General features: G+C 58.4%; 25 protein-coding genes. 13 read left to right on the plus strand and 12 right to left on the minus strand.

The features are described from left to right. Window positions 1-55 precede the first annotated feature (55 nt). Together AB4Z23_RS00430 and AB4Z23_RS00435 are read left to right on the plus strand one after the other, a co-directional pair. Window positions 56-5,560, plus strand: coding sequence for a glutamate synthase-related protein (locus AB4Z23_RS00430; protein ID WP_421476024.1), 5,505 nt, complete (start codon window positions 56-58; stop codon window positions 5,558-5,560). Beyond that, window positions 5,557-7,323, plus strand: coding sequence for a sulfite reductase subunit alpha (locus AB4Z23_RS00435; protein WP_421476022.1), 1,767 nt, complete (start codon window positions 5,557-5,559; stop codon window positions 7,321-7,323). Before AB4Z23_RS00430 ends, AB4Z23_RS00435 begins: the two co-directional genes overlap by 4 nt. A gap of 19 nt (window positions 7,324-7,342) precedes the next feature. Here the strand turns inward: AB4Z23_RS00435 and AB4Z23_RS00440 are convergent, their stop codons facing one another. From AB4Z23_RS00440 to fabA, 5 genes are all read right to left on the minus strand, one after another. Continuing rightward, on the minus strand, window positions 7,343-7,936 hold the full coding sequence (locus tag AB4Z23_RS00440) for a TadE/TadG family type IV pilus assembly protein (RefSeq protein WP_003514432.1): 594 nt from the start codon (window positions 7,934-7,936) through the stop codon (window positions 7,343-7,345). After that, a complete protein-coding gene (locus tag AB4Z23_RS00445; protein WP_025592078.1) occupies window positions 7,933-8,526 on the minus strand; it encodes a TadE/TadG family type IV pilus assembly protein in 594 nt (197 codons plus the stop codon). Before AB4Z23_RS00445 ends, AB4Z23_RS00440 begins: the two co-directional genes overlap by 4 nt. A 189-nt stretch (window positions 8,527-8,715) precedes the next feature. Continuing rightward, the gene (gene fabI / locus AB4Z23_RS00450; RefSeq protein WP_003514436.1) at window positions 8,716-9,522 is read right to left on the minus strand and encodes an enoyl-ACP reductase FabI; all 807 of its coding nucleotides are present in this window, start codon (window positions 9,520-9,522) and stop codon (window positions 8,716-8,718) included. A 5-nt stretch (window positions 9,523-9,527) separates the two neighbouring features. Continuing rightward, window positions 9,528-10,751 carry a beta-ketoacyl-ACP synthase I gene (fabB, locus tag AB4Z23_RS00455; RefSeq protein WP_003514438.1) on the minus strand — a complete coding sequence of 408 codons (1,224 nt, stop codon included), beginning with the start codon at window positions 10,749-10,751 and terminating at the stop codon, window positions 9,528-9,530. Between the two features lie 75 nt (window positions 10,752-10,826). After that, window positions 10,827-11,342, minus strand: a complete 516-nt coding sequence (gene fabA, locus AB4Z23_RS00460; protein ID WP_003514441.1) for a 3-hydroxyacyl-[acyl-carrier-protein] dehydratase FabA — start codon at window positions 11,340-11,342, stop codon at window positions 10,827-10,829. Between the two features lie 316 nt (window positions 11,343-11,658). On the opposite strand from fabA, the gene irrA reads away from it, so the two are divergent. Further along, window positions 11,659-12,078 carry an iron response transcriptional regulator IrrA gene (gene irrA, locus AB4Z23_RS00465; protein WP_003507276.1) on the plus strand — a complete coding sequence of 140 codons (420 nt, stop codon included), beginning with the start codon at window positions 11,659-11,661 and terminating at the stop codon, window positions 12,076-12,078. Window positions 12,079-12,340: 262 nt separating this feature from the next. Next, entirely contained in the window at window positions 12,341-12,505 is a 165-nt protein-coding gene (locus tag AB4Z23_RS00470) for a hypothetical protein (protein WP_441359949.1), read from the plus strand. Window positions 12,506-12,701: 196 nt separating this feature from the next. On the opposite strand, the gene AB4Z23_RS00475 is transcribed toward AB4Z23_RS00470, so the two are convergent. Next, window positions 12,702-13,340 carry a trimeric intracellular cation channel family protein gene (locus AB4Z23_RS00475; protein WP_003514444.1) on the minus strand — a complete coding sequence of 213 codons (639 nt, stop codon included), beginning with the start codon at window positions 13,338-13,340 and terminating at the stop codon, window positions 12,702-12,704. Window positions 13,341-13,418: 78 nt separating this feature from the next. Between AB4Z23_RS00475 and AB4Z23_RS00480 the strand changes: the two genes are divergently transcribed. Beyond that, window positions 13,419-13,937 (plus strand): hypothetical protein, encoded by a 519-nt coding sequence (locus AB4Z23_RS00480; RefSeq protein ID WP_441359950.1) that lies wholly within the window; start codon window positions 13,419-13,421, stop codon window positions 13,935-13,937. 12 nt (window positions 13,938-13,949) lie between these two features. Here AB4Z23_RS00480 and AB4Z23_RS00485 read toward each other — a convergent pair whose 3' ends face one another. After that, window positions 13,950-14,660 carry a YoaK family protein gene (locus AB4Z23_RS00485; protein WP_145166465.1) on the minus strand — a complete coding sequence of 237 codons (711 nt, stop codon included), beginning with the start codon at window positions 14,658-14,660 and terminating at the stop codon, window positions 13,950-13,952. A 204-nt stretch (window positions 14,661-14,864) separates the two neighbouring features. On the opposite strand from AB4Z23_RS00485, the gene AB4Z23_RS00490 reads away from it, so the two are divergent. The 8 genes from AB4Z23_RS00490 to AB4Z23_RS00525 all read left to right on the plus strand — a co-directional run bounded on the left by AB4Z23_RS00490 (window position 14,865) and on the right by AB4Z23_RS00525 (window position 22,224). After that, window positions 14,865-15,806, plus strand: a complete 942-nt coding sequence (locus AB4Z23_RS00490) for an ABC transporter substrate-binding protein (protein WP_111799217.1) — start codon at window positions 14,865-14,867, stop codon at window positions 15,804-15,806. Between the two features lie 141 nt (window positions 15,807-15,947). Further along, entirely contained in the window at window positions 15,948-16,721 is a 774-nt protein-coding gene (locus AB4Z23_RS00495; RefSeq protein WP_003514452.1) for an ABC transporter permease, read from the plus strand. Beyond that, on the plus strand, window positions 16,721-17,506 hold the full coding sequence (locus tag AB4Z23_RS00500; protein WP_003514454.1) for an ABC transporter ATP-binding protein: 786 nt from the start codon (window positions 16,721-16,723) through the stop codon (window positions 17,504-17,506). The genes AB4Z23_RS00495 and AB4Z23_RS00500 overlap by 1 nt, the downstream gene beginning before the upstream one ends. 35 nt (window positions 17,507-17,541) lie before the next feature. Next, window positions 17,542-18,279, plus strand: a complete 738-nt coding sequence (gene hutC / locus AB4Z23_RS00505) for a histidine utilization repressor (RefSeq protein ID WP_003514455.1) — start codon at window positions 17,542-17,544, stop codon at window positions 18,277-18,279. 193 nt (window positions 18,280-18,472) lie between these two features. After that, window positions 18,473-19,633 (plus strand): tonB-system energizer ExbB, encoded by a 1,161-nt coding sequence (gene exbB, locus AB4Z23_RS00510; RefSeq protein ID WP_019564533.1) that lies wholly within the window; start codon window positions 18,473-18,475, stop codon window positions 19,631-19,633. Between the two features lie 6 nt (window positions 19,634-19,639). Next, window positions 19,640-20,125: a TonB system transport protein ExbD gene (gene exbD, locus AB4Z23_RS00515; RefSeq protein ID WP_065688434.1), complete on the plus strand. Its 486-nt coding sequence runs from the start codon at window positions 19,640-19,642 to the stop codon at window positions 20,123-20,125. Further along, a complete protein-coding gene (locus AB4Z23_RS00520; RefSeq protein WP_441359951.1) occupies window positions 20,122-21,048 on the plus strand; it encodes a TonB family protein in 927 nt (308 codons plus the stop codon). The genes exbD and AB4Z23_RS00520 overlap by 4 nt, the downstream gene beginning before the upstream one ends. A gap of 186 nt (window positions 21,049-21,234) precedes the next feature. Further along, window positions 21,235-22,224 carry an Ldh family oxidoreductase gene (locus AB4Z23_RS00525; protein ID WP_019564530.1) on the plus strand — a complete coding sequence of 330 codons (990 nt, stop codon included), beginning with the start codon at window positions 21,235-21,237 and terminating at the stop codon, window positions 22,222-22,224. Between the two features lie 223 nt (window positions 22,225-22,447). Here the strand turns inward: AB4Z23_RS00525 and AB4Z23_RS00530 are convergent, their stop codons facing one another. The 5 genes from AB4Z23_RS00530 to AB4Z23_RS00550 all read right to left on the minus strand — a co-directional run bounded on the left by AB4Z23_RS00530 (window position 22,448) and on the right by AB4Z23_RS00550 (window position 26,647). After that, window positions 22,448-22,693 (minus strand): LuxR C-terminal-related transcriptional regulator, encoded by a 246-nt coding sequence (locus tag AB4Z23_RS00530; protein WP_003514469.1) that lies wholly within the window; start codon window positions 22,691-22,693, stop codon window positions 22,448-22,450. A gap of 383 nt (window positions 22,694-23,076) precedes the next feature. Next, window positions 23,077-24,117, minus strand: coding sequence for an AraC family transcriptional regulator (locus AB4Z23_RS00535; RefSeq protein ID WP_065659758.1), 1,041 nt, complete (start codon window positions 24,115-24,117; stop codon window positions 23,077-23,079). Window positions 24,118-24,204: 87 nt separating this feature from the next. Then, window positions 24,205-24,819 carry a phosphonate metabolism protein/1,5-bisphosphokinase (PRPP-forming) PhnN gene (gene phnN / locus AB4Z23_RS00540; RefSeq protein WP_019564527.1) on the minus strand — a complete coding sequence of 205 codons (615 nt, stop codon included), beginning with the start codon at window positions 24,817-24,819 and terminating at the stop codon, window positions 24,205-24,207. Further along, window positions 24,816-25,952, minus strand: a complete 1,137-nt coding sequence (locus AB4Z23_RS00545; protein WP_441359952.1) for an alpha-D-ribose 1-methylphosphonate 5-triphosphate diphosphatase — start codon at window positions 25,950-25,952, stop codon at window positions 24,816-24,818. Before AB4Z23_RS00545 ends, phnN begins: the two co-directional genes overlap by 4 nt. Beyond that, window positions 25,949-26,647, minus strand: coding sequence for a DUF1045 domain-containing protein (locus AB4Z23_RS00550; RefSeq protein WP_019564525.1), 699 nt, complete (start codon window positions 26,645-26,647; stop codon window positions 25,949-25,951). Before AB4Z23_RS00550 ends, AB4Z23_RS00545 begins: the two co-directional genes overlap by 4 nt. Window positions 26,648-26,708: the final 61 nt, after the last annotated feature.

The following is a 26,708-nucleotide window of genomic DNA, read 5'->3' on the forward strand; positions in this document are numbered from 1 at the left end:
CGGGTTTCGGGAAAAGGGCGATGCCGCGCGGAATGCGCAACGAGAGGAGAGAGCCTTGAGCGTGACGGAGCAAAAATTCGGCCTTTACGATGCGGCTTTTGAGAAAAGCAGCTGTGGCGTCGGTTTCATCACCCGCAAGGACGGCGTGCAGACGCATGATGTGCTGAAGCGCGGTCACGAGGCGCTCTGTGCCGTGCCGCATCGCGGCGGCATGTCGGCGGAGGGCGTGGGCGATGGTGCTGGCGTGTCGCTCGATCTTTCACTCTCATTTTTCCGGAAGCTGACGGGCAACGATTCCTTGCAAGCCGGCCGGTTCGGCGTCGGCAATTTTTTCCTGCCGCAGAACCCTGCTTTTCATGACCAGGCGATCGGCATCATCGGCAGTGCTCTGGAGGAACAGGGCTTCTCGATCCTGCTCGTCCGCAATATACCGGTGAATGACGCGGCCATCCGCGCGGCCGCCATTTCCTATCAATTGCCGATCCGGCAATGGGTCTTTTCGGCGCCAGCGGAATGCGCAACCCTTGCCGAGTTCGACTGGCGTATTCACAAGGCGCTGCTCGCTATCGAGGCGCTTGCCTATACCGCGCCGGAACTTGCCGGTTTTTATCCGCTGTCGCTCAGCGCGCGCACGCAGGTTCTGAAAGGGCGTTTGAACTCGCATGAGGTCATGCCCTATTTCTGCGACCTGACCGATCCGCGCCATGAAGTGCATACGATGTATTTCCACACGCGGTTTTCCACCAATACGGATCCGCACCCCTCCATGGCGCAGCCCTTTCGGCTAATGGCGCATAATGGCGAACTCAACACCGACAAGAAGAACCGGCTATCGGAAGCGGCCGTGGCGCTGGCGAAAAATGCCAGCATCATCCGGCCGAAGGGCCAGTCTGATAGCTGCCGTCTGGACCAGACATTGCAGGCGCGGGTGATGGAAGACGGTCTCGACCTCGTCACCGCCGTCGTCTCGATGATGCCGCCCGCCTGGGAAAACGACGACACGCTCTCGCCCGGCGTCAAGGCGATGCTGGAATATTTCTCGCTCTACGAGGAGAAGAATGACGGCCCGGCTGCGCTGATTTTCGGCGACGGCACCATCATCGGCGCACGGCTTGATCGCCTCGGCTTGCGCCCGCTGCGGACCGTCGAGACAGACGATTATCTCTGCGTCATGTCGGAGGCGGGGCAGATCGCCTTTCCGGCCGAAAGCGTCATTCGTCGCGGTCGCATCGAGGCCGGCGGCATGCTTTATTACGACCACGCCGAACGGCGCGCCTTTTCCACCGTCGAGGCGCTGGAGCTTCTGGCGGCGCGGAGGGACTACCCGTCGCTATTGTCTGAAGCGCGCGTCATGCTTGCGGATTTGCCGGAGGTGCCCGCCGAAAAGCAGGGATCGCCGCTTCGATACAATGGCGATTTGGAACGCCATCAGCGTTATGTCGCCTATTCGCACAATCAGGAAAGCTTCAAGTTCCTGATGGATCCGATGCTGGCGTCGGGTGCTGAAAAAATCTCGGCCATGGGTTATGGCAATGCCATCAACGCGCTCTCCGATCAGGAAGGCGGGGTTGCCAAATATTTCTCGCAACGCTTTGCGCAGGTCACCAACCCCCCGCTCGACAGCATTCGTGAGGCCGATGGCATGACGCTGCGCGTGGCGCTCGGCGCAAAGCCGAATAGCGGTGCGAAAGCGGCCCGCCAGATTGTCGTGCGCTCCCCGATCCTGACCCATCTCGACATGCTGCGCATTCGCGAGCAGTCGGAGACGCCAGTTCGTCGTTTCGAGATGCTTTATACGCCGATCTTTGATGCTGCGAGTGCCAACGAAGCGGCCTTGCGTCAGGCGATAGATGGCCTCTGCGGTGAGGTTGTGGCTTTCGCGGCTGGGGAGGGCGGTATTGCCGTCGTCACTGACCGGCACGTTTCGGCAGGTCGTGCAGCCTTGCCTATGATCATGGTCGTCTCCGCCATCAACCAGCGGCTGATCGAGGAGGGTCTGCGGTTACGCGTGTCCCTGATCGTTGAAAGTGGGCAGTTTTCCTCCTCGCATCACATCGCAGCGGGCCTTGGTTTCGGGGCTTCGGCTGTCTACCCACTCGGCGTGCAGTTCCGTGCCGAGGAGAAATTCGGTGCCGATGCTGACAAGGCCTTCAAGCGTTTTGCCAAGGCGGCTGAAAAGTCGCTGATGAAGACCATGGGCAAGGTCGGGCTGTGCACGGCGGAAAGCTATATTGGCGGCGAGTTCTTCGAACCGAACTTCCTCGACACCAACGATCCTGTGCTGAAGCGTTATTTCCCCAATGTTAAGACCCCGGTCGGTGGCGTTACCTTCGCTGTCATCGCGCAGGCGGTGTCGGACTGGCATCGAAAGGCGCTGTCGGTAAAGAGTGAAAACGACATTCCGCTGCTCGGTCTCTTCAAGGAGCGCGCCGAAGGTGCTGGCCATTCCTATGGCACGACGGCGGTTCGCGGTTTCGTCGATATGACGGAGGAAAAGATCGGTTTCGACAAGGGAACCGACAACGAAGAGGCGCTACGTCTCCTGCCGCTCAACCGGCTGGAGGATGCTTTCGGCCTCAACGATGCGGCCTATTATCACAACAGCTTCGACCGGCTGACGCCCGAAGCAATCGACGCTTTCGAGGTAACGCCGGGTTACCGCGCCTTCGCACGCATGATGGCCGAAGAAAGGGCCCGCCGTCCCGCAGCCCTGCGTGATGTTCTGGAATTGCCGGCTGATGTGACCTTTGCCGGTTCGGCCGAAGAATTCCGCCGCGAGATGGGGCGCTTTTCCAGACGTGGCAACAACAGCTTCATGGTGCGCGGATTGCTCTGCGAAGGTGCGGGCGAAGGCGCGTTCCGGCTGCAATTGACCGGCCCGCACGGTCATGAGCTTTCCCGGCTTGCCGCACTCGGACAGTCGCTGCTCGATCGTTTCGGTGAGGATATTGCCGGCCATTGGCTAGAGGGCGGCGCGCTTCTGGTTCAGGCAAAGGGTGAAGCATTCACCTATCTGTCGCTGATCCGCACCGCACCTGACAGCATTGCGCTCGACGCTGTGCAAAAGGCGAGTGCGATCACCAAGACCCTCGCTTCGGGTGCGATGAGCCATGGCGCGCTGGTCGCAGCCGCCCATGAGGCGGTGGCGCATGGCACCAATATGGTTGGCGGCATGTCGAATTCGGGGGAAGGCGGCGAGCATATTTCCCGTTACGGCACCATCCGCGCCTCGCGCATCAAGCAGTTCGCGTCTGGCCGTTTTGGTGTCTGGGCGGGTTATCTTGCCGACCCGATGCTGGAGGAAATAGAGATCAAGATCGGCCAGGGTGCAAAGCCCGGCGAGGGCGGGCAATTGCCGTCCCCCAAGGTAACGGTGGAAATAGCCGCGGCCCGTGGCGGCACCCCAGGCGTCGAGCTGGTTTCGCCGCCGCCGCACCATGATACCTATTCGATCGAGGATCTGGCCCAGCTAATCCACGACGCCAAGGCGGCGCGCGTGCGCGTCATCGTCAAGCTCGTTTCGTCGGAAGGCATCGGCACGATTGCAGTCGGTGTTGCGAAAGCGGGTGCGGACGTCATCAATGTTGCCGGCAATACCGGTGGCACGGGTGCGGCCGCTGTCACCAGCCTCAAATATACCGGCCGCGCGGCGGAAATCGGCATCGCCGAGGTGCATCAGGCGCTTTGTGCCACAGGCCTTCGTGCCAAGGTGCTGCTACGCTGCTCCGGCGCGCACCAGACGGCGAGCGACGTGGTGAAATCGGCCCTTCTCGGCGGCGACAGCTTCGAGTTCGGCACCACGGCGCTGATGATGCTGAAATGCGTCATGGCGAAGAACTGCAACATCAAGTGCCCCGCCGGCCTCACCACCAATCAGGAAGCCTTCAACGGCGATCCACGCGCGCTGGCGCAGTACCTCATGAACATCGCCCATGAAACCCGCGAGATCTTGGCCGCACTCGGGCTGCGCTCGCTGCGCGAAGCTCGGGGCCGTTCCGATCTTCTTCACCTCCTCGATCATCCGGCGAGTGTCGGCCAGCTTGACCTGCGGGCGATGCTTTCGGTGGTGGAGGAAGTGAAGATCGACAGCCCGGTCTATATGGAAAAGGACTTCGCGCTGGACGATGCCTTCATTGAACTCGTGCGCTCGGCTCTGATCGACAGCAGACGGGAAAACATCGAGCTTGGCGGCAACCGCTTCCTCAACAATTGCAACAAGAGTGTTGGCGGCCAGCTCGCCGTCGATATCGAGCGCATGCTGAACCACGAACTTTCCGACGAAGAGGCGGATGCGCTTCCGGCTGTGAAGCGGGATAGCCGTGGCCGCCGTTTTCTGGAGGCGGGTTCGGTGCGCATCGACACATCAGGTTCAGCCGGGCAGTCCTTCGGCGCTTTCTGCAATGACGGCATGGTCATGGTCCATACCGGTACCTGCAATGATGGCGTCGGCAAAAGCGCCTGCGGCGGCACCATTGTAGTGCGCTCCCCCGGTGGCGGTTCGCAAGATGCTGATGGCAATGTGCTGGTCGGCAATTTTGCATTGTTCGGCGCCACCGGCGGTCGCACTTTCGTGGAAGGGCAGGCGGGCGACCGTTTCGCGGTGCGCAATTCGGGTGCGACAGCCGTTGTCGAAGGTGTGGGCGACTTCGCCTGCGAATATATGACCAATGGCGCTGTGCTTAACCTCGGCAGTTTCGGCAAGGGTTTCGGCAACGGCATGAGCGGCGGCTTCGTCTATCAATATGACCCTTACGGCGATCTGCCGAAGAAGGTGAGCCATGATTCCATCCTGCTCGGCTCCATCACCGGCGAGGACGAACAGGCATCTATCCACAATCAGGCCGTTCACCAGCTTTTGACCTGGCATGTCGACGAAACAGGGTCCGCCAAGGCCGCATGGATTCTGGAAAACTGGGAAAGCGAACAGCACAATTTCGTCTACGGCATGCCGCGCGCCCTGCTGCTTTATCAGGACAGCGACGAAATTCTGAAAGCCAAGCCCCGCAAGGAGCTGCTGGAGGAACTGGCGTCCGCGCTTGCCGCCCATCAGGTGCGGAAGTTCAAGCTGGCTTATCGCGACCGCAAGGCCGTGTTGAACGGAACCGTCCCTGGTTATGGGGAGACGGATACGGAAGACATGTATGCGCTCATCAACAACTACACGGTTTTGAGTATGGCGCAGGCCATTGCTCTCCAACGGTTGCCGATGGCATCCGGTCCTTCCGATCCCGCCATCGAAAAAGCCGTGCGCAATCTCGTCCTCACGGAGGACTATGCGCTGATGCAGCGGCTGCTGAAATATGCGCGCGAGGCGCTTTCCGATCATGATGACGAGCAGCTTGCGGTGATGATCGCCGCCAAGCGGCTCGACGATTACAAGCAGGCGCTCGCGCGCCGCAACATCTGGTCGGTGGATAGTCCCGGCACCTATGGCTGGATCATTCAGCAGGACCGCAAAAACATCGAGAAGATTGGTCGTCTGCCGGGCTTTGAGGAGCTTTTCGCGGCGCGTGCCATTCCCGACCTTGCCACCGCATCCAGCCAGAACAGGGCAGCATGATGAAGATACCTTACATTCCTCAAGATGCCCCTTTCAATGGCGACCAGCGCGCCTGGCTATCCGGCTTCCTGGCCGGGCTTCATTCCCGCGCAGCAATGGGTATGGACACATCGGTTGCCGCTGCCGCTCCCAAGGCGGCGGCCAGCGTGCTGAACATTCTCTTTGGCACCCAGACCGGCAATGCCGAGGCGCTGGCGATGGATATAGCCGACGCCGCCCGTGCCCAGGGCATGCAGCCTGTGGTAACTGCCTTGGATGATGTGTCCATGGATAGTCTGGGCGCCATGAAGCGCGTCATTGTCGTCACCTCCACCTACGGCGAAGGTGAAATGCCTGACAATGCCCAGCTTTTCTGGGAGGCCCTTTCCAAGGAGGCCGCACCCCGGCTGGATGAGATGAACTTTGCCGTGCTTGCGCTTGGCGACACCGGTTACGATGGCTTCTGCCAGGCGGGCAAGCTCATCGATACCCGCTTCGAGCAGCTTGGCGGCAAACGGATGAAGACGCGTATCGATTGCGATATCGATTTCGAAGATGTCGCCGCCAACTGGATCGGCGAGACCCTGCCACTCGCGCTCGCCATCGATGGTGGCAATAAGGTGGCGGTTGTGCCGGCGATCGCCGAGGCGCCCGCGCGGGCAAAACAGGGCTGGAGCCGCAAGAATCCCTATGCCGCGCAGGTGAGCGTCAATCGCCTTCTTTCCGGGCCTGCTTCGTCCAAGGAAATTCGCCACTACGAATTTGATCTTGGCGAAAGTGGTCTCGACTATGAGGCGGGGGATGCTCTGGGCGTCGTTCCCCTAAACGACCCGAAACTGGTAGGCGCGCTGCTCGAACGCTTCGGAGTGAGCGCGGATGGCGAAGTCGTCGGACTCGACCGTCCGGTCGGCGATGCGCTTCTCAATATGTTCGAGATATCGACACCGTCGCGTGAACTGGTCGCCGAGATCGGCAAGCGCGCAGGGCACGATGAACTCAGCCACATCCTTGCGAATGGAGACAGGGAACAGCTTGCCGCCTTTCTCTGGAGCAAGGATATTCTCGACCTGCTTAGTCTCGGTGAAAAACCCGTATTCGAGCTTGCTGAATTCGTGACTTTCCTGAAGCCGTTACAGCATCGCGCCTATTCTATCTCTTCCAGCCCTCTGGCCGCGCACAACAGCGTGCATCTGACAGTCGCCAGCGTGCGTTATCGCGCCGAAGGTCGCGAGCGTGGCGGCGTGTGCTCCACTTATCTCGCGGACCGGGTAGAAGCGGGGCAGAGTGCCGGGATTTTCGTCTCTCCGAACAAGGCGTTTCGCGTGCCTCAGGATAATGACGCACCTGTTATCATGGTGGGACCCGGCACGGGCATTGCGCCATTCCGGGCATTTTTGCAGGAACGGCAGGCGCGGGGCGCAAAGGGCTGGAACTGGCTGTTTTTCGGCGATCAGCACCGGCAGTCGGATTTCATCTACGAAGACGAACTTGGAAAGATGAGTCGCGATGGCGTGCTGACCCGTCTCGATCTCGCTTTCTCGAGGGATCAGGCCGAAAAGATCTATGTTCAGACCCGTATGCGCCAAAACGGCAAGGCACTCTATCAATGGCTTGAAGAGGGCGGCCATTTCTATGTTTGCGGCGACGCGACCCGCATGGCGAAGGATGTTGACGATGCCCTGCACCGGATCGTTATTGACGAGGCGGGCATCTCTGCGGAAGCGGCAAGCGACTATGTAAACCGGCTGAAGCGCGAAAAACGGTATCTGCGCGATGTTTATTAGAGCAAAGCGCTGAGGCGCATCAGCAATTGGAGCAGGTTATCTCAGCGTCGCGCTGCTTGAAGAAATAATCGCGTGCGATCGTGATCGATCTTACGCCGGACGAAGAAATATCTGGCATGAACATCAACAATTCATGCGGCACGGAAAGCTCGACGTGGATGAGGAAACTGTCCGCTACAAGCAAACGTGTGGGAACGGAGACTGGCGATCCCACCACATAGGGCCGCGCGTTTTTCTCGTTCCAGGACCAGGCGATAGTCGCCTGTTTCTGCTTGTCGATCTTGATGCCGCTGATCTTCAGCTGCAGACCCTTGGTGCTGTAAGGCGCAAAGACGGCAGCCGTTACGTCCTGCATGCTTGTCAGATAAGCCTTGTCGACGGAATTTGTTTTGGAGATCAGGTCGTTGATCGTTGCGGAGGCGCTGCTTGCCCGCTTGTAGGTATTATAGCCGATGGTGAGTTCGAAGGACGTCAGATAAAGCGCAAGCAATATCGGGAAGACGATTGCAAATTCTACCGCACCCACGCCACGGCGATCCCTTGCGAAGCGTGCAACGAGCGCGATAAAACGAAGTCGGCCGTTCGTGATGGTGGAAACAAGCCCTGCCATCATGAGCCCCCGCTCGTGGTGTATTTCTCATTCATGAAAGCATCGGTCGCGACAATGAGGAAATGCGACGGCATCGACCCGTCGGCTGGGCGTATTTTGGTAAGATATGGTCGGATGATATCTGCGACTACACGCCAGCGATAATAGACGCGCAGCATGTTGATCGTGTCCGGCCCACCCGGCTTGAAGCCGAATTGCGCCGTGTCGAGATCGTAATATTCGCCGTTAGCTTTCAAGGGTATCGTAGTTGGAATATCCTTGAAGGCGGTGAAGGAGCGAAGGTCTATATAAAGCTTCTGTTCTTTTTTGATCTCATCATCGCAGGTGATAATCACCGAAACTTCGTTGCAGAAACTCTTCCGAAAATCCTCTTTGGAAATCGAACTGCTGATCTGCCCGGTGCGCAGACGCCTCGCCATTGTGTCGGTAGCATTGACGACCACTTGCTCCGCCATCAAGGCGATGAAAGTTTCGATGATCGCAAAGACGACGAGGAAATAGGGAAGCGCCAGGATCGCGAATTCGATGGCTGCTGTCCCGTCACGCGAGAGCCCGAATTTTTCCAGCAATGGCTTCAATTTGGCCAGTCGCATATGTCGGTGTCGATCTTTAGAATATGCGGCAAGCGCAACCGTTGAATTTGTTGCGGACCATAACCAGCCGGTGTTTAAATTCAGTTACCCCGACGAGTTATACTTTATCAGTTCGCAAAAATGGTACAGGCTATAAACGCAAAAAGCCCGGCATATCGCCGGGCTTTTACTTACTGGAAAAACGATAGCTTATTCCGCATCCGCTTTTGAGAGAACCTCAAGGGTGGGTGTGGAGGTGATGTTGTAGCCGCAATCCACATAGTGGCACTCGCCGGTAACGCCGCGCGACATGTTGGAGAGCAGATAAAGTGCCGATCCGCCGATATCGTCGATATCCGCTGTCCGCCGCAGCGGTGCGTTTTTCTGGTTCCACGCATAAATTGCGCGCGCATCGGAAATGCCGGCGCCCGCCAGTGTGCGGACCGGTCCGGCCGAGATGGCGTTGACGCGAATATCGCGCGGGCCATAGTCGGCAGCGAGATAACGCACGGACGCTTCGAGAGCTGCCTTGGCAACGCCCATGACGTTGTAGTTGGGGATGACCCGCTGCGAACCGTTATAGGTCAGCGTCAGCATGGATCCGCCATTCGTCATCAGTTCGGCGGCACGCTTGGCGATTTCCGTGAACGAGAAACAGGAGATGACCATAGTGCGGCTGAAATTCTCGCGGGTCGTATCCGCGTAAAGACCCTTCAGCTCGTTCTTGTCGGAAAAGCCGATCGCGTGCACGACGAAATCCAGCGTACCCCATTTTTCTCGGATTGCCGCAAAAAGCGCGTCAACCGAGGCGATATCCTCGACATCGCAAGGCACGATAAAGTCGGATCCGAGCTCGGCGGCGAGCGGCTTTACCCGCTTGCCGAGCGCCTCACCCTGATAGGTGAAGGCGAGCTCTGCGCCCTGCGCCGCAAGAGCCTTGGAGATACCCCAGGCGATAGAGTGATTGTTTGCGACGCCCATGATGAGGCCGCGTTTACCCTGCATGATGCCGTTCATGGCAATTATCCGTTATGACGCTGGAAGACCAGCGTGGCGTTGGTGCCGCCGAAGCCGAAGGAATTGGAAAGAATCGTGTCGATCTTGGCATTGTCGATGCGGCTGCGAACAATCGGGACGCCCGCAAATTCCGGATCGAGTTCGGAAATATGCGCGCTCTCGCCGATGAAGCGTTCCTGCATCATCAACAGGCCGTAGATCGATTCCTGAACGCCTGCAGCGCCCAGCGAGTGGCCGGTGAGGGACTTGGTCGACTGGATATGCGGGATCTTGTCGCCGAAGACTTCCCGGATCGCGCCGATTTCCTTGCTGTCGCCAACCGGCGTCGAGGTGCCGTGGGTGTTGATGTAGTCGATATCGCCCTTGACGGTGGAAAGGGCCTGACGCATGCAGCGGATCGCGCCCTCGCCGGAAGGAGCCACCATGTCGTAACCATCCGAGGTTGCGCCATAACCGACGATCTCGGCGTAAATCTTGGCGCCGCGCGCCTTCGCATGTTCCAGCTCTTCAAGAACCAGTACGCCAGCACCGCCGGCGATCACGAAACCGTCGCGGTTGACGTCATAGGCGCGGGAAGCGAGGTTTGGCGTCTCGTTATATTTGGACGACATCGCGCCCATGGCGTCGAAGAGGTTGGACATGGACCAATCGAGGTCTTCATGGCCGCCAGCAAACATCACGTCCTGCTTGCCCCACTGGATCATCTCGGCGGCGTTGCCGATGCAATGCGCCGATGTGGAGCAGGCCGAAGAGATCGAATAGTTGACGCCGTGGATCTTGAACCAGGTCGCAAGTGTGGCCGATGCGGTCGAGGACATGGCCTTCGGCACGGCAAACGGGCCAATACGCTTCGGGCTGTTGTTCTTCAGCGTGATATCGGCGGCTTCGACGATGGTGCGGGTGGAAGGACCGCCCGAACCCATGATGATGCCGGTGCGCTCGTTGCCGCTGATGTCGCTTTCCTCGAGACCGGAATCGGCAATCGCCTGCTTCATGGCAACGTGGTTCCATGCGCCGCCCTGCGAAAGGAAGCGCATGGCGCGACGGTCGACCAGCTCGGTCGGATCGAGAGACGGCTTGCCCCATACCTGGCACTTGAAACCGTGTTCAGCAAAATCCGGTGAAAATGAAATGCCGGATTTGGCGTCGCGCAGTGATGCGGTGACTTCGGCGGCATCACCACCGATGGAAGAAACAATGCCGAGGCCGGTGACAACAACTCGTCTCATGAAATGGACCTTTTCTTAAGATTTCGGCTGGACGACCGAAGCCGCCCGGCGTTTGCCAGGACTATTCCGTCCGCTTCAGGCGGTCTTTTCCTTCGACAGCCCCACACGAAGGTCCGTCGCTTGATAAATGGTTTCGCCGTCTGCCTTCAGCCATCCGTCTGCGGTACCCAGGACGAGACGTCCGCGCATCACACGCTTGAAGTCTATGCCGTACTGGAGGAGCTTCGTCTCCGGGCGAACCATGCCCTTAAACTTGACTTCGCCGGTGGAGAGCGCCATGCCGCGGCCTTCTTCGCCCAGCCAGCCGAGGAAGAAGCCGGTCAGCTGCCACATGCCGTCAAGGCCGAGGCAACCCGGCATGATCGGGTTGCCCTGGAAATGGCAGGGGAAATACCAGTCGTCTGGGCTGACATCGTATTCAGCGCGGATGAAACCCTTGTCGAACGCGCCGCCGGTTTCGGAAATTTCGGTGATGCGGTGAACCATGAGCATGGGAGGCAACGGAAGCTGGGCATTTCCCGGGCCGAACAATTCGCCGCGTCCGCAGGAAAGGATCTCCTCGTAATTGTAACTTGATTGCCTCGTTGCCATACCGCTTTCACTTCCTCAATCACTGGTGTTTATCGACTTCACTAGAGCAAGTTAGGTTCAAAATGAAGCGCTGCAAGGGCAGAGGCCATTATGCCCCCATTCTTTGTCTTCGAACCTTCTTTAGAGAAGTCATTACCTCAATATGCCGTCCGCATACAGGAACCATCCGGCAGGAACCAGAGGAAATTTGCAAGAATGGCCGGTTTGCAGCCATTTGCGACACTCGGCGACGCTGAAACTATTGAAAGCATTCACCGCAAAAGATATATGCTATTGCAATTGACGGGTTTCACCCCTGTGTTTGGAATGGGATTGCATGGCATTTGACGCCACATTGGATATCGGGACGAGGCTGCGGCGCTCGGGGCTGCGGCCCACGCGCCAGCGCGTTGCTTTGGGCGATCTTCTTTTCGCAAAGGGTGATCGCCACCTGACGGTCGAGGAACTTCATGACGAGGCGGTGACCGCCGGCGTGCCCGTTTCTCTCGCGACGGTATACAACACGCTGCATCAGTTTACCGAAGCCGGCCTGATCCGCGTTCTGGCTGTCGAGGGTGCGCGCACGTATTTCGACACCAACGTGTCCGATCACCATCACTTCTTCGTGGAAGGAGAGAACGAGGTTCTCGACATTCCCGTCAACAATCTCCAGATCGACAATCTGCCAGAGGCGCCCGAAGGCATGGAAATCGCCCATGTGGATGTGGTCATTCGCCTGCGTCGCAAGCGCGGTTGAAGCTTTTACCCTATCACGGAATGTAAATGGCGCCCATGGGTGCCATTTCTGTTTTCAGCGCTCATTTCTGTGGAATGTTTCGATGGCTTATGCTTTCGGCTGAGGCAGAACTTCGCGCCGAAAGTATTAATTCTTCTTCGATTCACAACGTTCCCGTGCGATCAATTTTTTCCGTAAATTATCTTATGTAGTTGTGTTGAGTTTCAAAGTATTTTATAAGAAATTTTCTCTATTAATGGCTTATTTTTTGGATTTGTATTTTATGAAAAATAACAAAAAAAATTCTACTTTAGAAAAAAGAGAAAAAGACACAACAAATTACTATAAATTATTCAATGGTGGAGAGAAAATAAAAGGAGTTTTTAATAGAATTAATTTAATATTGTCGCTTTTCATTAAAAAAAACAAAAATAATACTGATGAATAAATATAATAAAATGCAAATCTAGGGATGTAAACTACGAACTGGGTAGCGTACGCCGTAGTCATGTGCTGTCTTGTAGAGACGATGAAAATGATGCTTAATTTATGGGTTTGGTATTCTCAGCGCTGGAGTTGTTTCCTATCTAGAATTTAAAGGGTCACCGCAAGAGTTGGCGCGACCGCCATAGGCGTAAGTTATATTACTTCAATATATCTTCAGGCCGTCTGCCGGGCTTGCCCTTGTAGGGCGGAAAGGTCCATCCGAAGATCAACGCTCCGGACCGGACACCGAAAGCCGTCAATACGCCGATGCCCGACGCGACATAAAGCGGCGCTCCGAGGAAATAAGCGCCGGTGAAGATGGAGGCGCCCAAAAGCGCGCAGGTGATGTAGATTTCCGGGCGCAGCAGCACGGAGGGTTCTCCCGCGAGAACATCGCGCAATACGCCGCCGAACGTCGCTGTCAAAACGCCTGTCACGATCGCCACGGTTGCGGAGCCGCTTGCAGCCAGACCCTTGGCGGCTCCCATGACGCAATAGGCTGAGAGGCCGACGGCATCGAGCCAGATGAGCACCCGATACCGGGATTCGAACAGGTAGGCGGTGAAGAAAAGCAGAACCGCAACCGATACGCAGACCAGGATATAGGTCGGGTTCAACACCCAGAACACGGGCGCCCTGCCCAGCACGAGATCGCGCACCGTGCCGCCGCCGATCCCGGTCGCGGCGGCGAAAAACAGGAAGCCGATCAGGTCGAGCTGCTTGCGTGAGGCGGCCAATGCGCCGGTTGCGGCAAACACGGCAACGCCGGCATAATCGAGAAAACCCAGCAGTGTCATGGAAAAAGGTCCCCCCGGAAATTTGGATGCGTTTGCGTCAGTGTCGCGCAAGCACGGAACTCTAGGCTGGCCGCCCGGATGATCGCAACATCCATAAACGAAACGGATGCAAAGGAAAATGCCGTGCGAATCGCTATCGTTGCCGCTCTTCAGGCGCTGGTCCTCTTGATGTTTCCGGTCGCGCTGGCGGCACAGCAGCAGCTGGTGAACGATCCCGAGATCTATGAAAAGGATCATTTTCGGAAGGAGTGCAAGACGGCTGGCTTCGGCGATGATTTCATCACCAGACTGGATATCAACAATGATGGCCTGATGGATGCCGTCGTCAATCACGGCGTGCTGGATTGCGATGGCGAAAAAGGCCTCAGCTGCGATGACGAAGGTTGCCCTTACAATTTTTACGTCCAGGTCAAAGAGGGCGGATATCTGATGATCGCGACGGCCCGGATTTACGGCTACGATTTCATCAAACGTTTCGGCAACATGGTCTTCGTACTGAAGATGCACCCGCGTTATTGCGATCGAACCGACAAGGAAGCCTGCCTGATGACGGTGCGGGTGCGCGGCACGAAATTCGTCACCATCTCACGCAAGTGACGACGCAGTCCGTCAGGGCGCGATGCGCCTGATCCGGACCCTTTGGTTATAGCGGTGGCGAAGCGAACGCGGAATGACGAGTGTGGCGATGGCGACCGCAAAAACGGTTGCCGCAACCACCCACAGGGCATCGTACTGCAGCGTGGCGCCCAACACCGCCCCGCAGATTGCGCCGCTTATCATACCGAGCCAGGGCACGATCTGGATGCCCCAATCGAGGCTTCGCTCCCCCAGAAGATAGCGACCGATGCCACGGCCAAAACGGGAAAGGGCGCCGGTCACGTAGGTGAGGCCAATAGGCAGCCCCTCAATATGTTCGACGGCAGCGTTGACCATCCCCATGGCGAAAACGACAAGATAAAACTGCGCCAGGGCGGAACCATCGCCACGCAGCAATGCGGCAATCGCCACCAGCGACCCGACGGCCACGAGAACGGCAAAGATGCTCCGGTCGAATTTATGCGCGACCACGATACCGCCAGCATTGCCCGCCACGAAAGCGATGATCGCGAAGAGTAGTTTCGCCGCATGGGAATAAACGCCAGCTTCCACCGAAATGGCCGCGCGGGTGGTGTTGCCGGTCATGAAGGAAACGAAATCGCCGGAAAGATGAAGACCCACCGCATCTGTCATTCCGGCGATGAATGAAATGGCGGCGACGAGCGCAATGCCGGTGCCGGTGCGCCTTGCCCTGATGATGTTACGGCGTCTCTGTCTGGTCATGGAAAAGCTCGATATGGAAAACAGCGGGCCGATGCGCCGGGCTGTGCTATCCTATGTCTAGAATGCCGGGCGGCTTGTTTGCAATCTTTCTGGAAGCGTTTGAGCGCCTCTATTTTGTCTAGACAAATGTAAAATCCCTGCCTAGCATGCCTCAAATAAAGCGAAAAAATATCGCACAAAAATAAATCAAAAGGGGTTCCGATCATGAAAAAGACATGGGTTATCGCCGCAATCGCGACGCTTGTTTCATCTGCTTCCGCCTATGCCGAAACATCGGTTACAATAGGCATGTCCGGCTGGACCGGCTTTGCGCCACTGACGCTTGCCAAGCAGGCCGGCATTTTCGAAAAGAATGGCCTCAAGGTCGATATCAAGAAGATTCCGCAGGCAAGCCGGCATCTGGCGCTTGCTTCCGGTGACATCCAGTGCGCCGCCACCACGGTCGAAACATGGATCGCGTGGAATGCCAACGGCGTGAAGTCCACCCAGATTTTCCAGATGGACAAGTCGCACGGCGCCGACGGCATTGCGGTGCGCAATGATGTTGCAAAGGTGTCGGACCTCAAAGGCAAGACGGTTGCCGCTTCTGCACCGGGCACATCCCCCTATTTCTTCCTTGCCTGGATACTGAAGGAAAACGGCCTGACCCTGAAGGACGTGAAGGTCGTCAACCTTGAGCCGGGACCGGCCGCGCAGGCATTCGTCGCCGGCCAGAATGAAGCCGCCATGACCTATGAGCCTTATCTGTCCACAGTGCGCGCCGCACCGGACAAGGGGAAAATCCTTGCGACGACGCTGGATTATCCCGCCGTCATGGACACGTTCGGCTGCACGCCGGATTTCTTGAAGGCCAATCCGCAGGCGGCAAAAGCCCTTGCGGACAGCTATTTCCAGGCGCTCGAGCTCATCAAGACGGACCCTGCAAAATCCTATGAGACCATGGGAGCGGACGTAAAACAGACGGGCGAGGCATTCGCAGCTTCGGCGAAATTCCTAGAATGGCAGGACAAGACCGCCAACCAGAAGTTCTTCGACGGTGAATTCAAGACATTCTCCGAAAAATCGGCTGATCTGCTTCTGGAAATCGGCGTGATAAAATCGAAACCCGATCTTTCGACACTCGCGGACACGTCCTTCATCAAGTAACAGAATCAAACTGCTGCTTTTCCTTCGGGGATTATTGCAGCCAGTGAGAAGCCTTACAGCGCCTGTGCGTCACGGACGACGTACGGCGCTTAGATGGTGCGGCGATAGAGTGCCGCGCCCGTTTTCCGGACAGGCGACAGAATGCAACCTCTTCAACCCATAAAGAACAGCACGCGGATTTTTCTCGGCATTCTGTTCTTCGTGCTTTTTTTCTCCGCCTGGGGCTTTGCCACGCTCGGCGGTTTCGTATCGCCGACCTTTCTGGCTGACCCGATCACCATGCTGAAGGACGGCATCTATCTGCTGACCGATCAGGGATTTGCCAGCGATATCGGCATGACGATCTGGCGTGTTGTCGGCGGCTTCGTGCTGGCCTCGCTCGTTGCCGTACCGGTCGGCATCGCCATGGGCGCTTACAAGCCGGTCGAGGCGCTGCTTGAACCCTTCGTCTCCTTCGCGCGCTATCTTCCGGCTTCTGCCTTCGTGCCGCTACTTATTCTTTGGGCCGGCATCGGCGAGATGCAGAAGCTGCTGGTGATCTTCATCGGCGCAGTTTTCCAGATCATTCTCATGGTTGCCGTGGCGGTTGCCGGCACAAGACGCGATCTGGTGGAGGCTGCCTATACACTTGGCGCAAAAGACCGGGGCGTGGTCCGCCGCGTTCTCATTCCCGCCAATGCGCCCGATATTGCGGAAATTCTCCGTCTCGTCCTCGGCTGGGCCTGGACCTATGTGATTGTTGCCGAGTTGATCGGCGCGTCGTCGGGCATCGGCTATATGATCATCAACAGCCAGGCGCTGATGGCGACCGGGCAGATCATCTTCGGCATCATCGTCATCGGTGTCATCGGACTTATTTCTGACTTCGCGTTCAAATCGCTGAACCGGAAGCTTTTCGCCTGGAGGCTTGCCTGATGAGCGAACTCGTTATCAAGGGCGTCAGCCGCACTTTCCCCGGCGTTCAGGGCGGCCAGCCAACGCTGGCCTTGCAGCCCACGGATCTGGAAATCTCCCGCAACGATTTCGTCACCATTCTCGGCCCGTCCGGATGCGGAAAGTCGACCTTGCTGCGCATCATCGCCGGTCTTGACCGTCCAACGACGGGTGAAGTCCTTTTGTCCGGCCGGGCAGTGACAGGGCCGGGGGCGGATCGCGGCATGGTGTTCCAGTCCTACACGCTGTTTCCGTGGCTAACGATCCGGGAAAATGTCGCCTTCGGTCTGCGCGAGCGTGGTGTGGCCGAGAAGGAAAAATGGCAGATCGTCGACAGCTATATCGACAAGGTTGGCCTGCGCGGCTTCGAGAACCATTGGCCGAAACAGCTGTCCGGCGGCATGCAGCAGAGAACAGCCATCGCGCGCGCTCTGGCAAACGGCCCGAAGATCCTGCTGCTCGACGAGCCTTTCGGCGCACTCGACAACCAGACGCGCGGGCTGATGCAGGAATTGCTGCTCGGCATATGGGAGCGCGAGCAGAAGACCGTCATTTTTGTGACGCATGACATCGAGGAGGCGGTGTTCATGGCGTCGCGGGTTGTGACGATGTCAGCGCGGCCGGGGCGCATCAAGTCGATCATGCCGGTCGACCTGCCGCATCCGCGTCACTACACCGTCAAGGCCAGCCCGGAGTTTTCGCAGCTACGCGCCAAGTTGACGGAGGAAATTCGCAGCGAGGCGATTGCCGCCGCTGCCCATGGATAGTTGATCCATAGAATCGGGAGGAAGGAAGCATCGGTATGAGGAGTACAGGCGCCGATCTTCAGGAAAAATCACTGCACGAGCGCATCCGCAACGATGTCGAGCGCCACATCATGTCGGGCGAGTGGCCGCCGGGGTACCGTATTCCCTACGAACACGAGATGACCCGGCAATATGCCTGCTCGCGCATGACGGTGAACAAGGCGCTCGGCGAACTGGTGCAGCGCGGCCTTATCGAGCGCCGCCGGCGTCTCGGCACCTTCGTTCGCCAGCCCCATGCGCAATCGGCCGTTCTGGAAATCCACGATATCGAGCGGGAGGTGCAGGCCCTCGGCCTCGTTTACGGTTACCGTCTCGACAGACGGCGACTGCGCCCTGCGGGGGAAGAAGACGGCGCGGCCATGGCGCTTGCCGCGGATGCCCCGGTTCTGGAACTCACCTGCACGCATTTTGCCGGCGGCGTTCCCTTTTGCCTTGAAGAACGCATCATCAATGTCACCGCCGTTCCGGAGGCGGAGGCAGCGGATTTTTCACAGATCGGGCCGGGCACTTGGCTGCTGAAAATGGTTCCCTGGAGTGCCGCGGAACATCGCATCAGCGCAGTTTCCGCTGATCGCAAAAATGCGACCGCGCTCGGCATTGCTTCCGGTGCGGCGTGTCTGGTCATCCACCGCCGCACCTGGCACGGAGCGGATTATGTCACCAGTGTCCGGGTCACCTATCCCGGCGACCGACACGCGCTGGTGGCGCAGTTTTCGCCTTCGCAAAACACCTGAAGACCGCAGGTCGGTCAATTTTTTGTAAAGAAGAGTTTACGGGTCGTCTTTTGGCAATATAATAGTTGTCAAAAGAACTCAGGTTTATTATCGGAACGTCAAGCTTTCACGACGGCATCCGTTCATGGCCCCGGTTTTAATGAACCGGTCAATCTGCGGATGAGTTCATCGACGGAAATCCGGGATAAAAATTATGTCAGCTGAGACCTCAACTTCTTCCGCGTGCTTCACCAAGGCAAACAAAACACGGCATATCTCACTTGCCATGACGGTCACTTTGCTGGCCGGCTTGAGTGCCGGAGCGGTTTTTGCTCAGTCGGCATCCGAGACCCCGATCCAACCAGCACCTGCACCGGCAACGGAAACGATGCAGCCCGCGCAGTCGCCGGCTGAGACGCCGAGCGCTCCGGCAGTCCAGCCTGTGCCGCCTTCCGCTGCCGCGCCCACACAGCCCGCGCCGGCCCAGCCTGCGCCCGCCGCAAGTAATCCCACGCCGGCAGCCGAAGGTGTTTCACCGCAGCCGACACAGACGGAGCAACCCGCTCCGACGAACGGTACGGCAGCGCCGAACGAGGTCTCCACCCCGGTTGAACCGGTAGTCGCCGAACCCGCAAGTGCCGGACATCGTGCGGACATTCCGCACAACCTGTCTCCCTGGGGCATGTTCATGGCGGCAGACTGGGTCGTGAAGGGCGTGATGATCGGTCTCGCTTTCGCATCGCTCGTCACCTGGACGGTCTGGGTGGCGAAGTCTATCGAGCTTGCCGGTGCACGGGTGCGCGCCGGTGCGACACTCAAGGTTATTCGCAGGGCGAAAACCCTGAACGAGGCGACTGAGGCCGTCGAAAAGAAGGGCGGGCCGGCAGCGCTCATGTTGCGCATGGCAACTCACGAAATGCAGCTTTCCGACGCGGTGGTCGAACACACCGACGGCGGCGGGATCAAGGAGCGTGTATCCTCGGCCCTGTCACGCATTGAAACCCACGCCGGTCGCCGCATGTCGCGCGGAACGGGCGCCTTGGCGACCATCGGCTCCACCGCTCCCTTTGTCGGTCTGTTCGGTACCGTCTGGGGCATCATGAATTCCTTCATCAGCATCTCGGAATCGCAGACCACCAATCTCGCCGTCGTGGCACCCGGCATTGCCGAGGCGCTGCTTGCCACGGCAATCGGCCTTGTTGCTGCTATTCCAGCGGTGGTGATCTACAACGTCTTCGCCCGCTCGATCACGGGATACCGGCATTTGCTGGCGGATGCCGCAGCCGGCGTGGAACGCCTCGTCAGCCGCGACCTCGATTTCCGCCGCATTCCGCCGGGCAGCAGCAAGCCCGCAGTGTCGTTGGTTGGGCGGTGATCGGTCATGGCTGGCGGTATTCGCGAAAATAGCGGAGACGATCTCTCCGAAAACCACGAAATCAACGTCACGCCTTTCATCGACGTGATGCTGGTTCTGCTCATCATCTTCATGGTGGCCGCACCGCTGGCGACCGTGGATGTGAATGTCGATCTGCCCGCATCCACTGCCAAGCCGGCGGAGCGCCCGGAAGAGCCGCTTTATCTGACCGTCAAGGACGATCTGTCGCTAAATCTCGGCAATGATGCGGTTGCCCGCGAATCCCTGGCAGCGGCGATCGACCGGCAGACGGGCGGCAAGAAAGATACGCGAATTTTCCTGCGCGCCGACAAAGCCGTCGACTATGGCCACTTCATGGAAATCATGAACCTGCTTCGCGATGCCGGATATCTGAAAATCGCTCTGGTAGGGCTGGAAAATGCCGCTGCGGCAACGCAGCCAGCCGGTGCCGTTCCGCCCGCCGCGCCCGCAGTGCCAGGAACCGCGCCATGACTGAAAACGGCTACCCGCAGTCCCGACATTCCCGCCTCGGGGAAGCGGCGTTGTGGTCCGCCGCAGCACTGCTCATGCTGGGCGTTCATGCGGGTTTTGCCTATTACCTGATGCAGGAACCAGAAGAACTGGATGCCGGCGGGCCGCCGCCTGCCGCGATCATGATCGAAATGGCAGCCATACCGGAAGCCGTGAACACCGAGGAAACGACGCCTGCGCAGGACGTTGAAGATGCCGAAGAGGTAAAGAGCGACAACAGCCAGCCGGTAGAGGAAGTCACCCCGGAGGAGCCGCCGCCGCCAGAGCCGGTTGTGGAAACGCCGCCGCCGGAACCCGTGCAGCCGCCGGAACCGCCGGTCGAGGAGATCGTCGAACCGCAGGAAATCCCTGAACCGGTGGAGCCGATCGATCCCGTGCAGGAACAGATGATGGCGGAACTCGAAAATGTCGAGGTTCCCTTGCCCGTCATCCGGCCACCGCCGCCGCCGGTCGAAAAGAAGGTGGAGAAGAAAGAACCGGACGACAAGAAGAAGGTCGAGCGCCAGCGTCCCAAACCGCAACTGGCATCGGAACTGCGCGAAACGGCCAAGGCCGAGACACAGCAATCCGACCGGACGGCGGCATCGCGCAACAATGCCGGTTTCTTCTCTTCATCCTCCGCCTCGCCGGCAAAATGGGGATCGAAGGTTCGCTCGCATATCCAGCGGCGTAAGCCCCGCTCGCTTCGCAGCGATGCGATGACAGCGACCGTGCGGTTCCGGGTTAACGATACAGGCGCCATCAGCGGTGTCAGTGTGGTGCAGTCCACTGGTGATTCCTCCATCGACCAGCAGATTGCGGCCTGGATCCAGAGCGCGTCACCCGTGCCCGCGCCGCCACCGGACGCAAACAAGACAATCACCTTGCCGATCAGCATCCGCTAGATCAATTCCAAGGCCACGTCGCGGTTATGCTGGAATAAGTTCTTGCCTGGCATGACGCCCTGCCGAAGGGCGAATGCGTGCCCGACCGGTATTCTCGATAAGATATCCATTTCGGCCTGAATTGCATTTCGCGAATGTTTTCGATGGTGTAGGTCTTGTCGACTTAACACGCAGAGGCATTCCGGAATGAAATTCTCAATCGCAGAGGCGGAGGATCTCGTATCCTCTATCTTTGAGCGTAACGGCGTTCTGCCGCAAAACGCCCGCTCCGTGGCGAAGGCGCTCGTGGCATCCGAGGCTGCAGGCCAGGGCGGCCACGGTTTTCGGCGTATCCCCGTTTATGTCCGTCAGGCGCGGGTTGGCAAGGTCAATGGCAATGCGCGGCCGGTGGCAAGTCGTGTCAAACCGGGTGTGCTTTCAATCGACGCTAACAACGGTTACGCCTATCCCGCGATCGACTGCGCCGTAGACGAGTTGCCGGACATGGCCCGGCAGCAGGGCATCGCGCTTGCCGCGATCCATCGCTCCCATCATGCAGGCGTCATGGCACTTACAGTCGAGCGTTTCGCGGAAATGGGCCTCGTGGCGCTGATGTTCGCCAATGCGCCTGCATCCATGGCGCCTTGGGGTGGCACCAAACCGCTCTATGGCACCAATCCGATTGCTTTCGCCAGCCCTGTTGGCGAGGCAGATCCGCTGGTGATCGATCTGGCGCTTTCCAAGGTTGCGCGCGGAAAGATTATGGCGGCCCGCCAGAAGGGCGAAACCATTCCGGGCGACTGGGCGCTTGATACGAATGGCCGGCCCACGACCGATCCCGAAGAAGCCCTAGCCGGAACGATGGTGCCTGCGGGCGAGGCCAAGGGTGCTGCCCTGGCGCTGATGGTGGAGATCATGGCCGCTGCGCTCACCGGTGGAAGCTTCGCCTTCGAGGCCTCTTCCCTTCTGGACGACAAGGGTGCGCCACCCTCTCTCGGCCATACGATCATCGCCATAGACCCCGTATCGTCGGGCGGTGCGGCCTTTACCGAGCGACTGGCGCTTATCGCCGGAGAGATAGAGAAGCAGGAAAACGTGCGTTTGCCAGGTCGGCGAAGCCAGGGCATTCGAAGGCAGGCGCTGGAAAGCGGTATCATCGTCGAAAGCGATATTCTTGCCGAGATTCAGTCACTGTGAGGAACTGAAAATGAAAACCCGGCGGACCGGAAAGTCCGCCGGGTAAACCGTGTTTGGCTGCCTTACAGTTGCGCCGATAGGCCGGAAGTCATTTCCGACCCGCCTTTTGGTCCGCCGTCCCGCCATCGAAATGGTGGGTTTTTGGCGCAGAAAGCAACACATCCGGTTTTGGCTTACGGGAAGGGGACGATTTCGCGTAAGCTTTTGGAGCGAGAGGGAAGCTCTAAATATCCTGTTCGATCAGTCCACGCAGCAGGGCGATGCTGACGGCATTCAGCAGATTGGCCGCACCCAGCCTTAGGCGGACCCGTTCCAGAGTATCTTTAACATCCGCTTCGTCCGCTCCCGTTATCAAGGCAATGTGAGAAGGATGTCGGCCCCGCGCAACGAGCCCCAGATATTGCCGCTCACGATCCGAAAGGACGATTTCACGCGCCTGATGACGTTCATGCTGCGTTTTTGACGACATAGTCTTTCAGCCTCAAAAGAGATTGACCTTCCCAAAGCGGGATGTGGCCTCAGGACCCAGGCAATAAGCAGCTGATCTCGCAGCCAGCCGGTCCCGGCATGGGCATATCCTCGGCGATGAAAGAATGACTGCATCGTCTTTCCCAAAAACCTGAAATCGGTTCTTGTCCAGAACAATGTAAAATTCAAAGCTTTGGAATATTTTCCGTCATGCCCGAAGGCATATTGCGGCGTTCTATTAGGCGGTCTGCCATCTCAAGAGAATAACATCTCACGCCAAGTTTTGCGTTTTTATTGTTATGTTTCGATACATAACCCAATGAACGCCGACATATTTCCCAATTTTATTTTGGATATATGGAATATTGATGCTGGGAATGCGCCCTATACGGCGGAATGATGCGCGTGTTTCTTGCGAATATCCGTGGGCGTTGCCCCGAACCAGCGGGAAACGGAACGCGAAAACGCACCCGGCGTGGAATAGCCGAGCCTGTAGCTGATATCGGAAACCGGAAGATCGCTTTCCACGAGGAGCTTGAAGCCGGCATTCTTGCGAATGGCGTCCTTTATCTCGTTGAGATTAGTCCCAAGCTCGGCAAGCCGTCTTTGAAAACTGCGTTCCGACAGGTTGAAATAGGGGGCGATCTCGCTCAGCGAAAGCTCGGCATCCGACAGCCGCACCTGCATGTAACGCTTCACCTGATCGATGAAATGCGTGGCGTCTGCCGATGTCTCCGGCCGCAGCATCCGGCATTGCAAGTTCATCAGCTCGAACAGCCGCTCATCTGCATTTGGGTTGACCACGTCCAGAAGCGATGTGGGAAGACGCATGGTATGGATGGGTTGCGAAAAGCTGACGCGCTTGGTCATTCTTTCTTTAAATAGCTGAATATTAACCGGTTTCGGCCGTTCCAGACCGATCTCGATCAGGTTCACGCGCTCCCCCAGAATATCGCGAAGGCGCTGGATCAGAGCTGTCAGCGACAAATCCACATATTGATCGCGTTTGGCGATGACAGGCGCAAAGGACCACGACAGGGTTACGTGCGCGGCATCCGTGACCATTGTGAAATTGCTGTTATTGGTCGCGTAATAAACGTGATCCTGAAGAAAACGCAGAAAAGCCCGCACTGTCGGCGCGCTGATCAGGCCATATCCGAACGCGCCGGATGCGCCGGCGGGAAAGGTGGACGCGCATTGCAGACCAAAGGCGTCGTCGCCGGAAATCAACGCACAAGTCTCGAGCAGGCGGCAAAATCGGTCGAGGCTGATGCGCTCCGTCACGCTGCCGAAAGTGGCGGGATCGATATCGAGAGCCTTGCAGATGGGGGCGATATCGATGCCCCGCGACCGTGCATAATTGGCGACGCCGGCGGCCAGACCGGCCACCACTGTTATCTCGTCGCTGACCCTCTTTTCAGGCATCCCTCTCCTTGGCGTACCATGTTTGGAAATTGTCGCCTGATGGTAAGCGTTGGGAAGCCATTTGTCGAGCAGTTCGGCCTGTGGAGTTTAAATGTGGCGACGGCAGGCGCTCTGCTCCAGCACCTCCATGATGGTTTTGCCCGCATCTTCCATGGCACCGCTATTGTCCACGGTCGTCACATCAAAATCCCCGACGACCGTGAGCGAACTGCGTTCCAGCCGCCGGAGAATATCCTCCCGGCTTTCCCGCCCTCGCTGCTCCAGCCGCTTCGCCAGCACGTCCGGCCGTGCAACGATGTTCACGACCTTGAGGCGCGCAAAGGCGGTGCCGAACTGGGGCAGAGCCGAGCGGGAGCCGTTGGCGATGACCACGTCTCCCGCATTAAGATGACGATAGACGGCGGCCGGAATGCCATATTTCAACCCGTGCGCCTGCCAGGAAACGGCAAAAGCACCTTCGTCTTCCAGCCGGTTGAACTCGTGCATGGAAACCGCATCGTGATTTTCGCCGCCGGCATCGCCGCTGCGGGTAATGACCCGGCGTGTGAAATGAAAGCCCGGCCGCCCGGACAGCTGCGCTGCCGCATAATCCATCAGCGTGTCCTTGCCGGCCCCACTCGGGCCGACAATTACGATCATGGTTCCGGGCACCGTACCCAGCGTCTGGCCGTCAAGCCGACTATCCTGTCCGTTGCCGGTCATGCCACACGTTTGCCCTGACGCCAGACCGAGCGGGCGACGGGAACGCCGTCCTCACGGTGAACTCGGACCAGATCGGCCCGCAATCCCGTTGCGATGCTGCCGCGATCGCGAAGGCCCACCGTTCGTGCTGGTGTGGAGGTAACCATGCGCAACGCTTCCGGCAGAGTGATGGCTTCCACCTGGTCGGCGAGCAGGAACGGCGCGTAAAGCAGGCTGAACGGCACATAGTCGGAAGAGAGAACATCCAGCACGCCAAGTTCGGCAAGATCACGCGCGGCGATGTTGCCGGAATGGGACTTGCCGCGAACGATGTTCGGTGCGCCCATCAGCACGCTCATGCCGGCGCTGTGCGAAGCCTTTGCCGCCTCGATGCTGGTGGGGAACTCCGCGAGTTTCACGCCGTGTCCGATCGCTTCGCCCACATGCGCTTCTGTAGCGTCGTCATGGCTTGCAACGGTTATGCCGCGCTCGGCGCAGCGGGCCGCCAGGTAATCCCGGTGCTTGGCGGAAAACTCCGCCGATGCCGTCTGCCGGCGTCTGACGAACTCGGCGAAAGCCTCGTCGCTCAGTCCGCGCTTCTTCTGGTAATAGAAGATATATTGGTCCATCGACTGGAACTGGCGCTGTCCCGGGGAGTGATCCATCATCGAAATCAGCCGTACACGCGGATCGGTCTCAAAATCTTCGAAATGCTCGAGCACATCGGCGGAGGCGACTTCACAGCGCAGGTGCAGCAGGTGATCTGCCCGCAGGCGGTTCTGATCGGCAGCGGTTTCAATGGCATCCGCCATTTCCCGCATCTCGCCCTTCTTGAACCCGCCATCTTCGTCGGAGCCCAGCCGCAGGCAGTCGAAAACAGTGGTAATGCCTGATGACGCGACCTGCGCATCGTGAGCCTGAATGGCGGCGATCTTATCCCAGATAACCCCGGGACGCGGCGAATAGTGCTGTTCTAGATGGTCGGTGTGCAGTTCCACCAGACCCGGGATGAGGAAATCGCCTTCGAGATCCTCGTCGGTCTTGGAGGCGCCTTCGCTGATATCGGCGATCTTGCCGTCACGGATCAGAACGGATCCCAGAATAATATCGTCTTCCAGAACGATACGGGCGTTGGAAAGGGCATGCTCGGTCATGGGTCAGCATCTTTCTTTGGCGGCTGGCCAAGCGGGTGCCAGCGATGAACGGTAAATGGTGCGCCGCGCGTTTCCTCAACGAACAAAGCGAGGCCGGAAATGGTGAGAGGCCGGTCGACGAACTCGGAAAACTTGGTCGAAAGCACATCCTGGATAGCGGGCGCGTCGCTTTCGTCGATGCGGCCCGTCAGCGTCATATGAAAGCGGAAGTCGTCCATGACATGCGGATAACCCCAGAGCGACAGATTTTGCCGCTGGCTTTCGGTCAGGTTTTGCGGGCGGCGGCGGGCAATGTCGGTCTCGGACAGGGGCGCGCGAAACCGGTCGAAATGGTCGACGATCTCAGCGGCAAAATCCTGCAGCGGCTGGTAGGTGCGATCCGGAACGAGCGCGAAAAACGGCCCGAGTGCTCCGATGACAACACGCGGAATATCGAAGACGGACTGGCTGGCCGCAAACTGTTCGAGGGCGGCGACGAGATCCGCTTCGCTGTATTTTTCGGAAAGCTCGAAGGGGGCTTTCAGCGTCGCGTGGAAACCGTAACGGCGCGGCTCCTCAGTCATCTCCGCATAAGCGGCATGGTCATCATGTTGCGCGCCGGAAAAGGCATTGCGTCCCAGCCAGCGCGACGCCGCTTCAGTCAGTGGATGATCTTTAGCCGGAGAAAAATAGATGGCGTAGCGCACGGCAAGCACTCTTCGGTGTCATGGAAAACCTGGATGAAAAGCTATTTGGCGTGACTCGCCCGCTTCCCGC

Source organism: Agrobacterium sp. MCAB5 (assembly GCF_052114365.1).
Taxonomy (GTDB): domain Bacteria; phylum Pseudomonadota; class Alphaproteobacteria; order Rhizobiales; family Rhizobiaceae; genus Agrobacterium; species Agrobacterium tumefaciens.

What these genes read in the sequence shown, in the direction of transcription:
- AB4Z23_RS00435 (WP_421476022.1), top strand. Translation starts at nt 5,557, where the DNA reads ATGATGAAGATACCTTACATTCCTCAAGATGCCCCTTTCAATGGCGAC.
- AB4Z23_RS00440 (WP_003514432.1), bottom strand. Translation starts at nt 7,936, where the DNA reads ATGATGGCAGGGCTTGTTTCCACCATCACGAACGGCCGACTTCGTTTT.
- AB4Z23_RS00445 (WP_025592078.1), bottom strand. Translation starts at nt 8,526, where the DNA reads ATGCGACTGGCCAAATTGAAGCCATTGCTGGAAAAATTCGGGCTCTCG.
- fabI (WP_003514436.1), bottom strand. Translation starts at nt 9,522, where the DNA reads ATGAACGGCATCATGCAGGGTAAACGCGGCCTCATCATGGGCGTCGCA.
- fabB (WP_003514438.1), bottom strand. Translation starts at nt 10,751, where the DNA reads ATGAGACGAGTTGTTGTCACCGGCCTCGGCATTGTTTCTTCCATCGGT.
- fabA (WP_003514441.1), bottom strand. Translation starts at nt 11,342, where the DNA reads ATGGCAACGAGGCAATCAAGTTACAATTACGAGGAGATCCTTTCCTGC.
- irrA (WP_003507276.1), top strand. Translation starts at nt 11,659, where the DNA reads ATGGCATTTGACGCCACATTGGATATCGGGACGAGGCTGCGGCGCTCG.
- AB4Z23_RS00470 (WP_441359949.1), top strand. Translation starts at nt 12,341, where the DNA reads ATGAAAAATAACAAAAAAAATTCTACTTTAGAAAAAAGAGAAAAAGAC.
- AB4Z23_RS00475 (WP_003514444.1), bottom strand. Translation starts at nt 13,340, where the DNA reads ATGACACTGCTGGGTTTTCTCGATTATGCCGGCGTTGCCGTGTTTGCC.
- AB4Z23_RS00480 (WP_441359950.1), top strand. Translation starts at nt 13,419, where the DNA reads ATGATCGCAACATCCATAAACGAAACGGATGCAAAGGAAAATGCCGTG.
- AB4Z23_RS00485 (WP_145166465.1), bottom strand. Translation starts at nt 14,660, where the DNA reads ATGACCAGACAGAGACGCCGTAACATCATCAGGGCAAGGCGCACCGGC.
- AB4Z23_RS00490 (WP_111799217.1), top strand. Translation starts at nt 14,865, where the DNA reads ATGAAAAAGACATGGGTTATCGCCGCAATCGCGACGCTTGTTTCATCT.
- AB4Z23_RS00495 (WP_003514452.1), top strand. Translation starts at nt 15,948, where the DNA reads ATGCAACCTCTTCAACCCATAAAGAACAGCACGCGGATTTTTCTCGGC.
- AB4Z23_RS00500 (WP_003514454.1), top strand. Translation starts at nt 16,721, where the DNA reads ATGAGCGAACTCGTTATCAAGGGCGTCAGCCGCACTTTCCCCGGCGTT.
- hutC (WP_003514455.1), top strand. Translation starts at nt 17,542, where the DNA reads ATGAGGAGTACAGGCGCCGATCTTCAGGAAAAATCACTGCACGAGCGC.
- exbB (WP_019564533.1), top strand. Translation starts at nt 18,473, where the DNA reads ATGTCAGCTGAGACCTCAACTTCTTCCGCGTGCTTCACCAAGGCAAAC.
- exbD (WP_065688434.1), top strand. Translation starts at nt 19,640, where the DNA reads ATGGCTGGCGGTATTCGCGAAAATAGCGGAGACGATCTCTCCGAAAAC.
- AB4Z23_RS00520 (WP_441359951.1), top strand. Translation starts at nt 20,122, where the DNA reads ATGACTGAAAACGGCTACCCGCAGTCCCGACATTCCCGCCTCGGGGAA.
- AB4Z23_RS00525 (WP_019564530.1), top strand. Translation starts at nt 21,235, where the DNA reads ATGAAATTCTCAATCGCAGAGGCGGAGGATCTCGTATCCTCTATCTTT.
- AB4Z23_RS00530 (WP_003514469.1), bottom strand. Translation starts at nt 22,693, where the DNA reads ATGTCGTCAAAAACGCAGCATGAACGTCATCAGGCGCGTGAAATCGTC.
- AB4Z23_RS00535 (WP_065659758.1), bottom strand. Translation starts at nt 24,117, where the DNA reads ATGCCTGAAAAGAGGGTCAGCGACGAGATAACAGTGGTGGCCGGTCTG.
- phnN (WP_019564527.1), bottom strand. Translation starts at nt 24,819, where the DNA reads ATGACCGGCAACGGACAGGATAGTCGGCTTGACGGCCAGACGCTGGGT.
- AB4Z23_RS00545 (WP_441359952.1), bottom strand. Translation starts at nt 25,952, where the DNA reads ATGACCGAGCATGCCCTTTCCAACGCCCGTATCGTTCTGGAAGACGAT.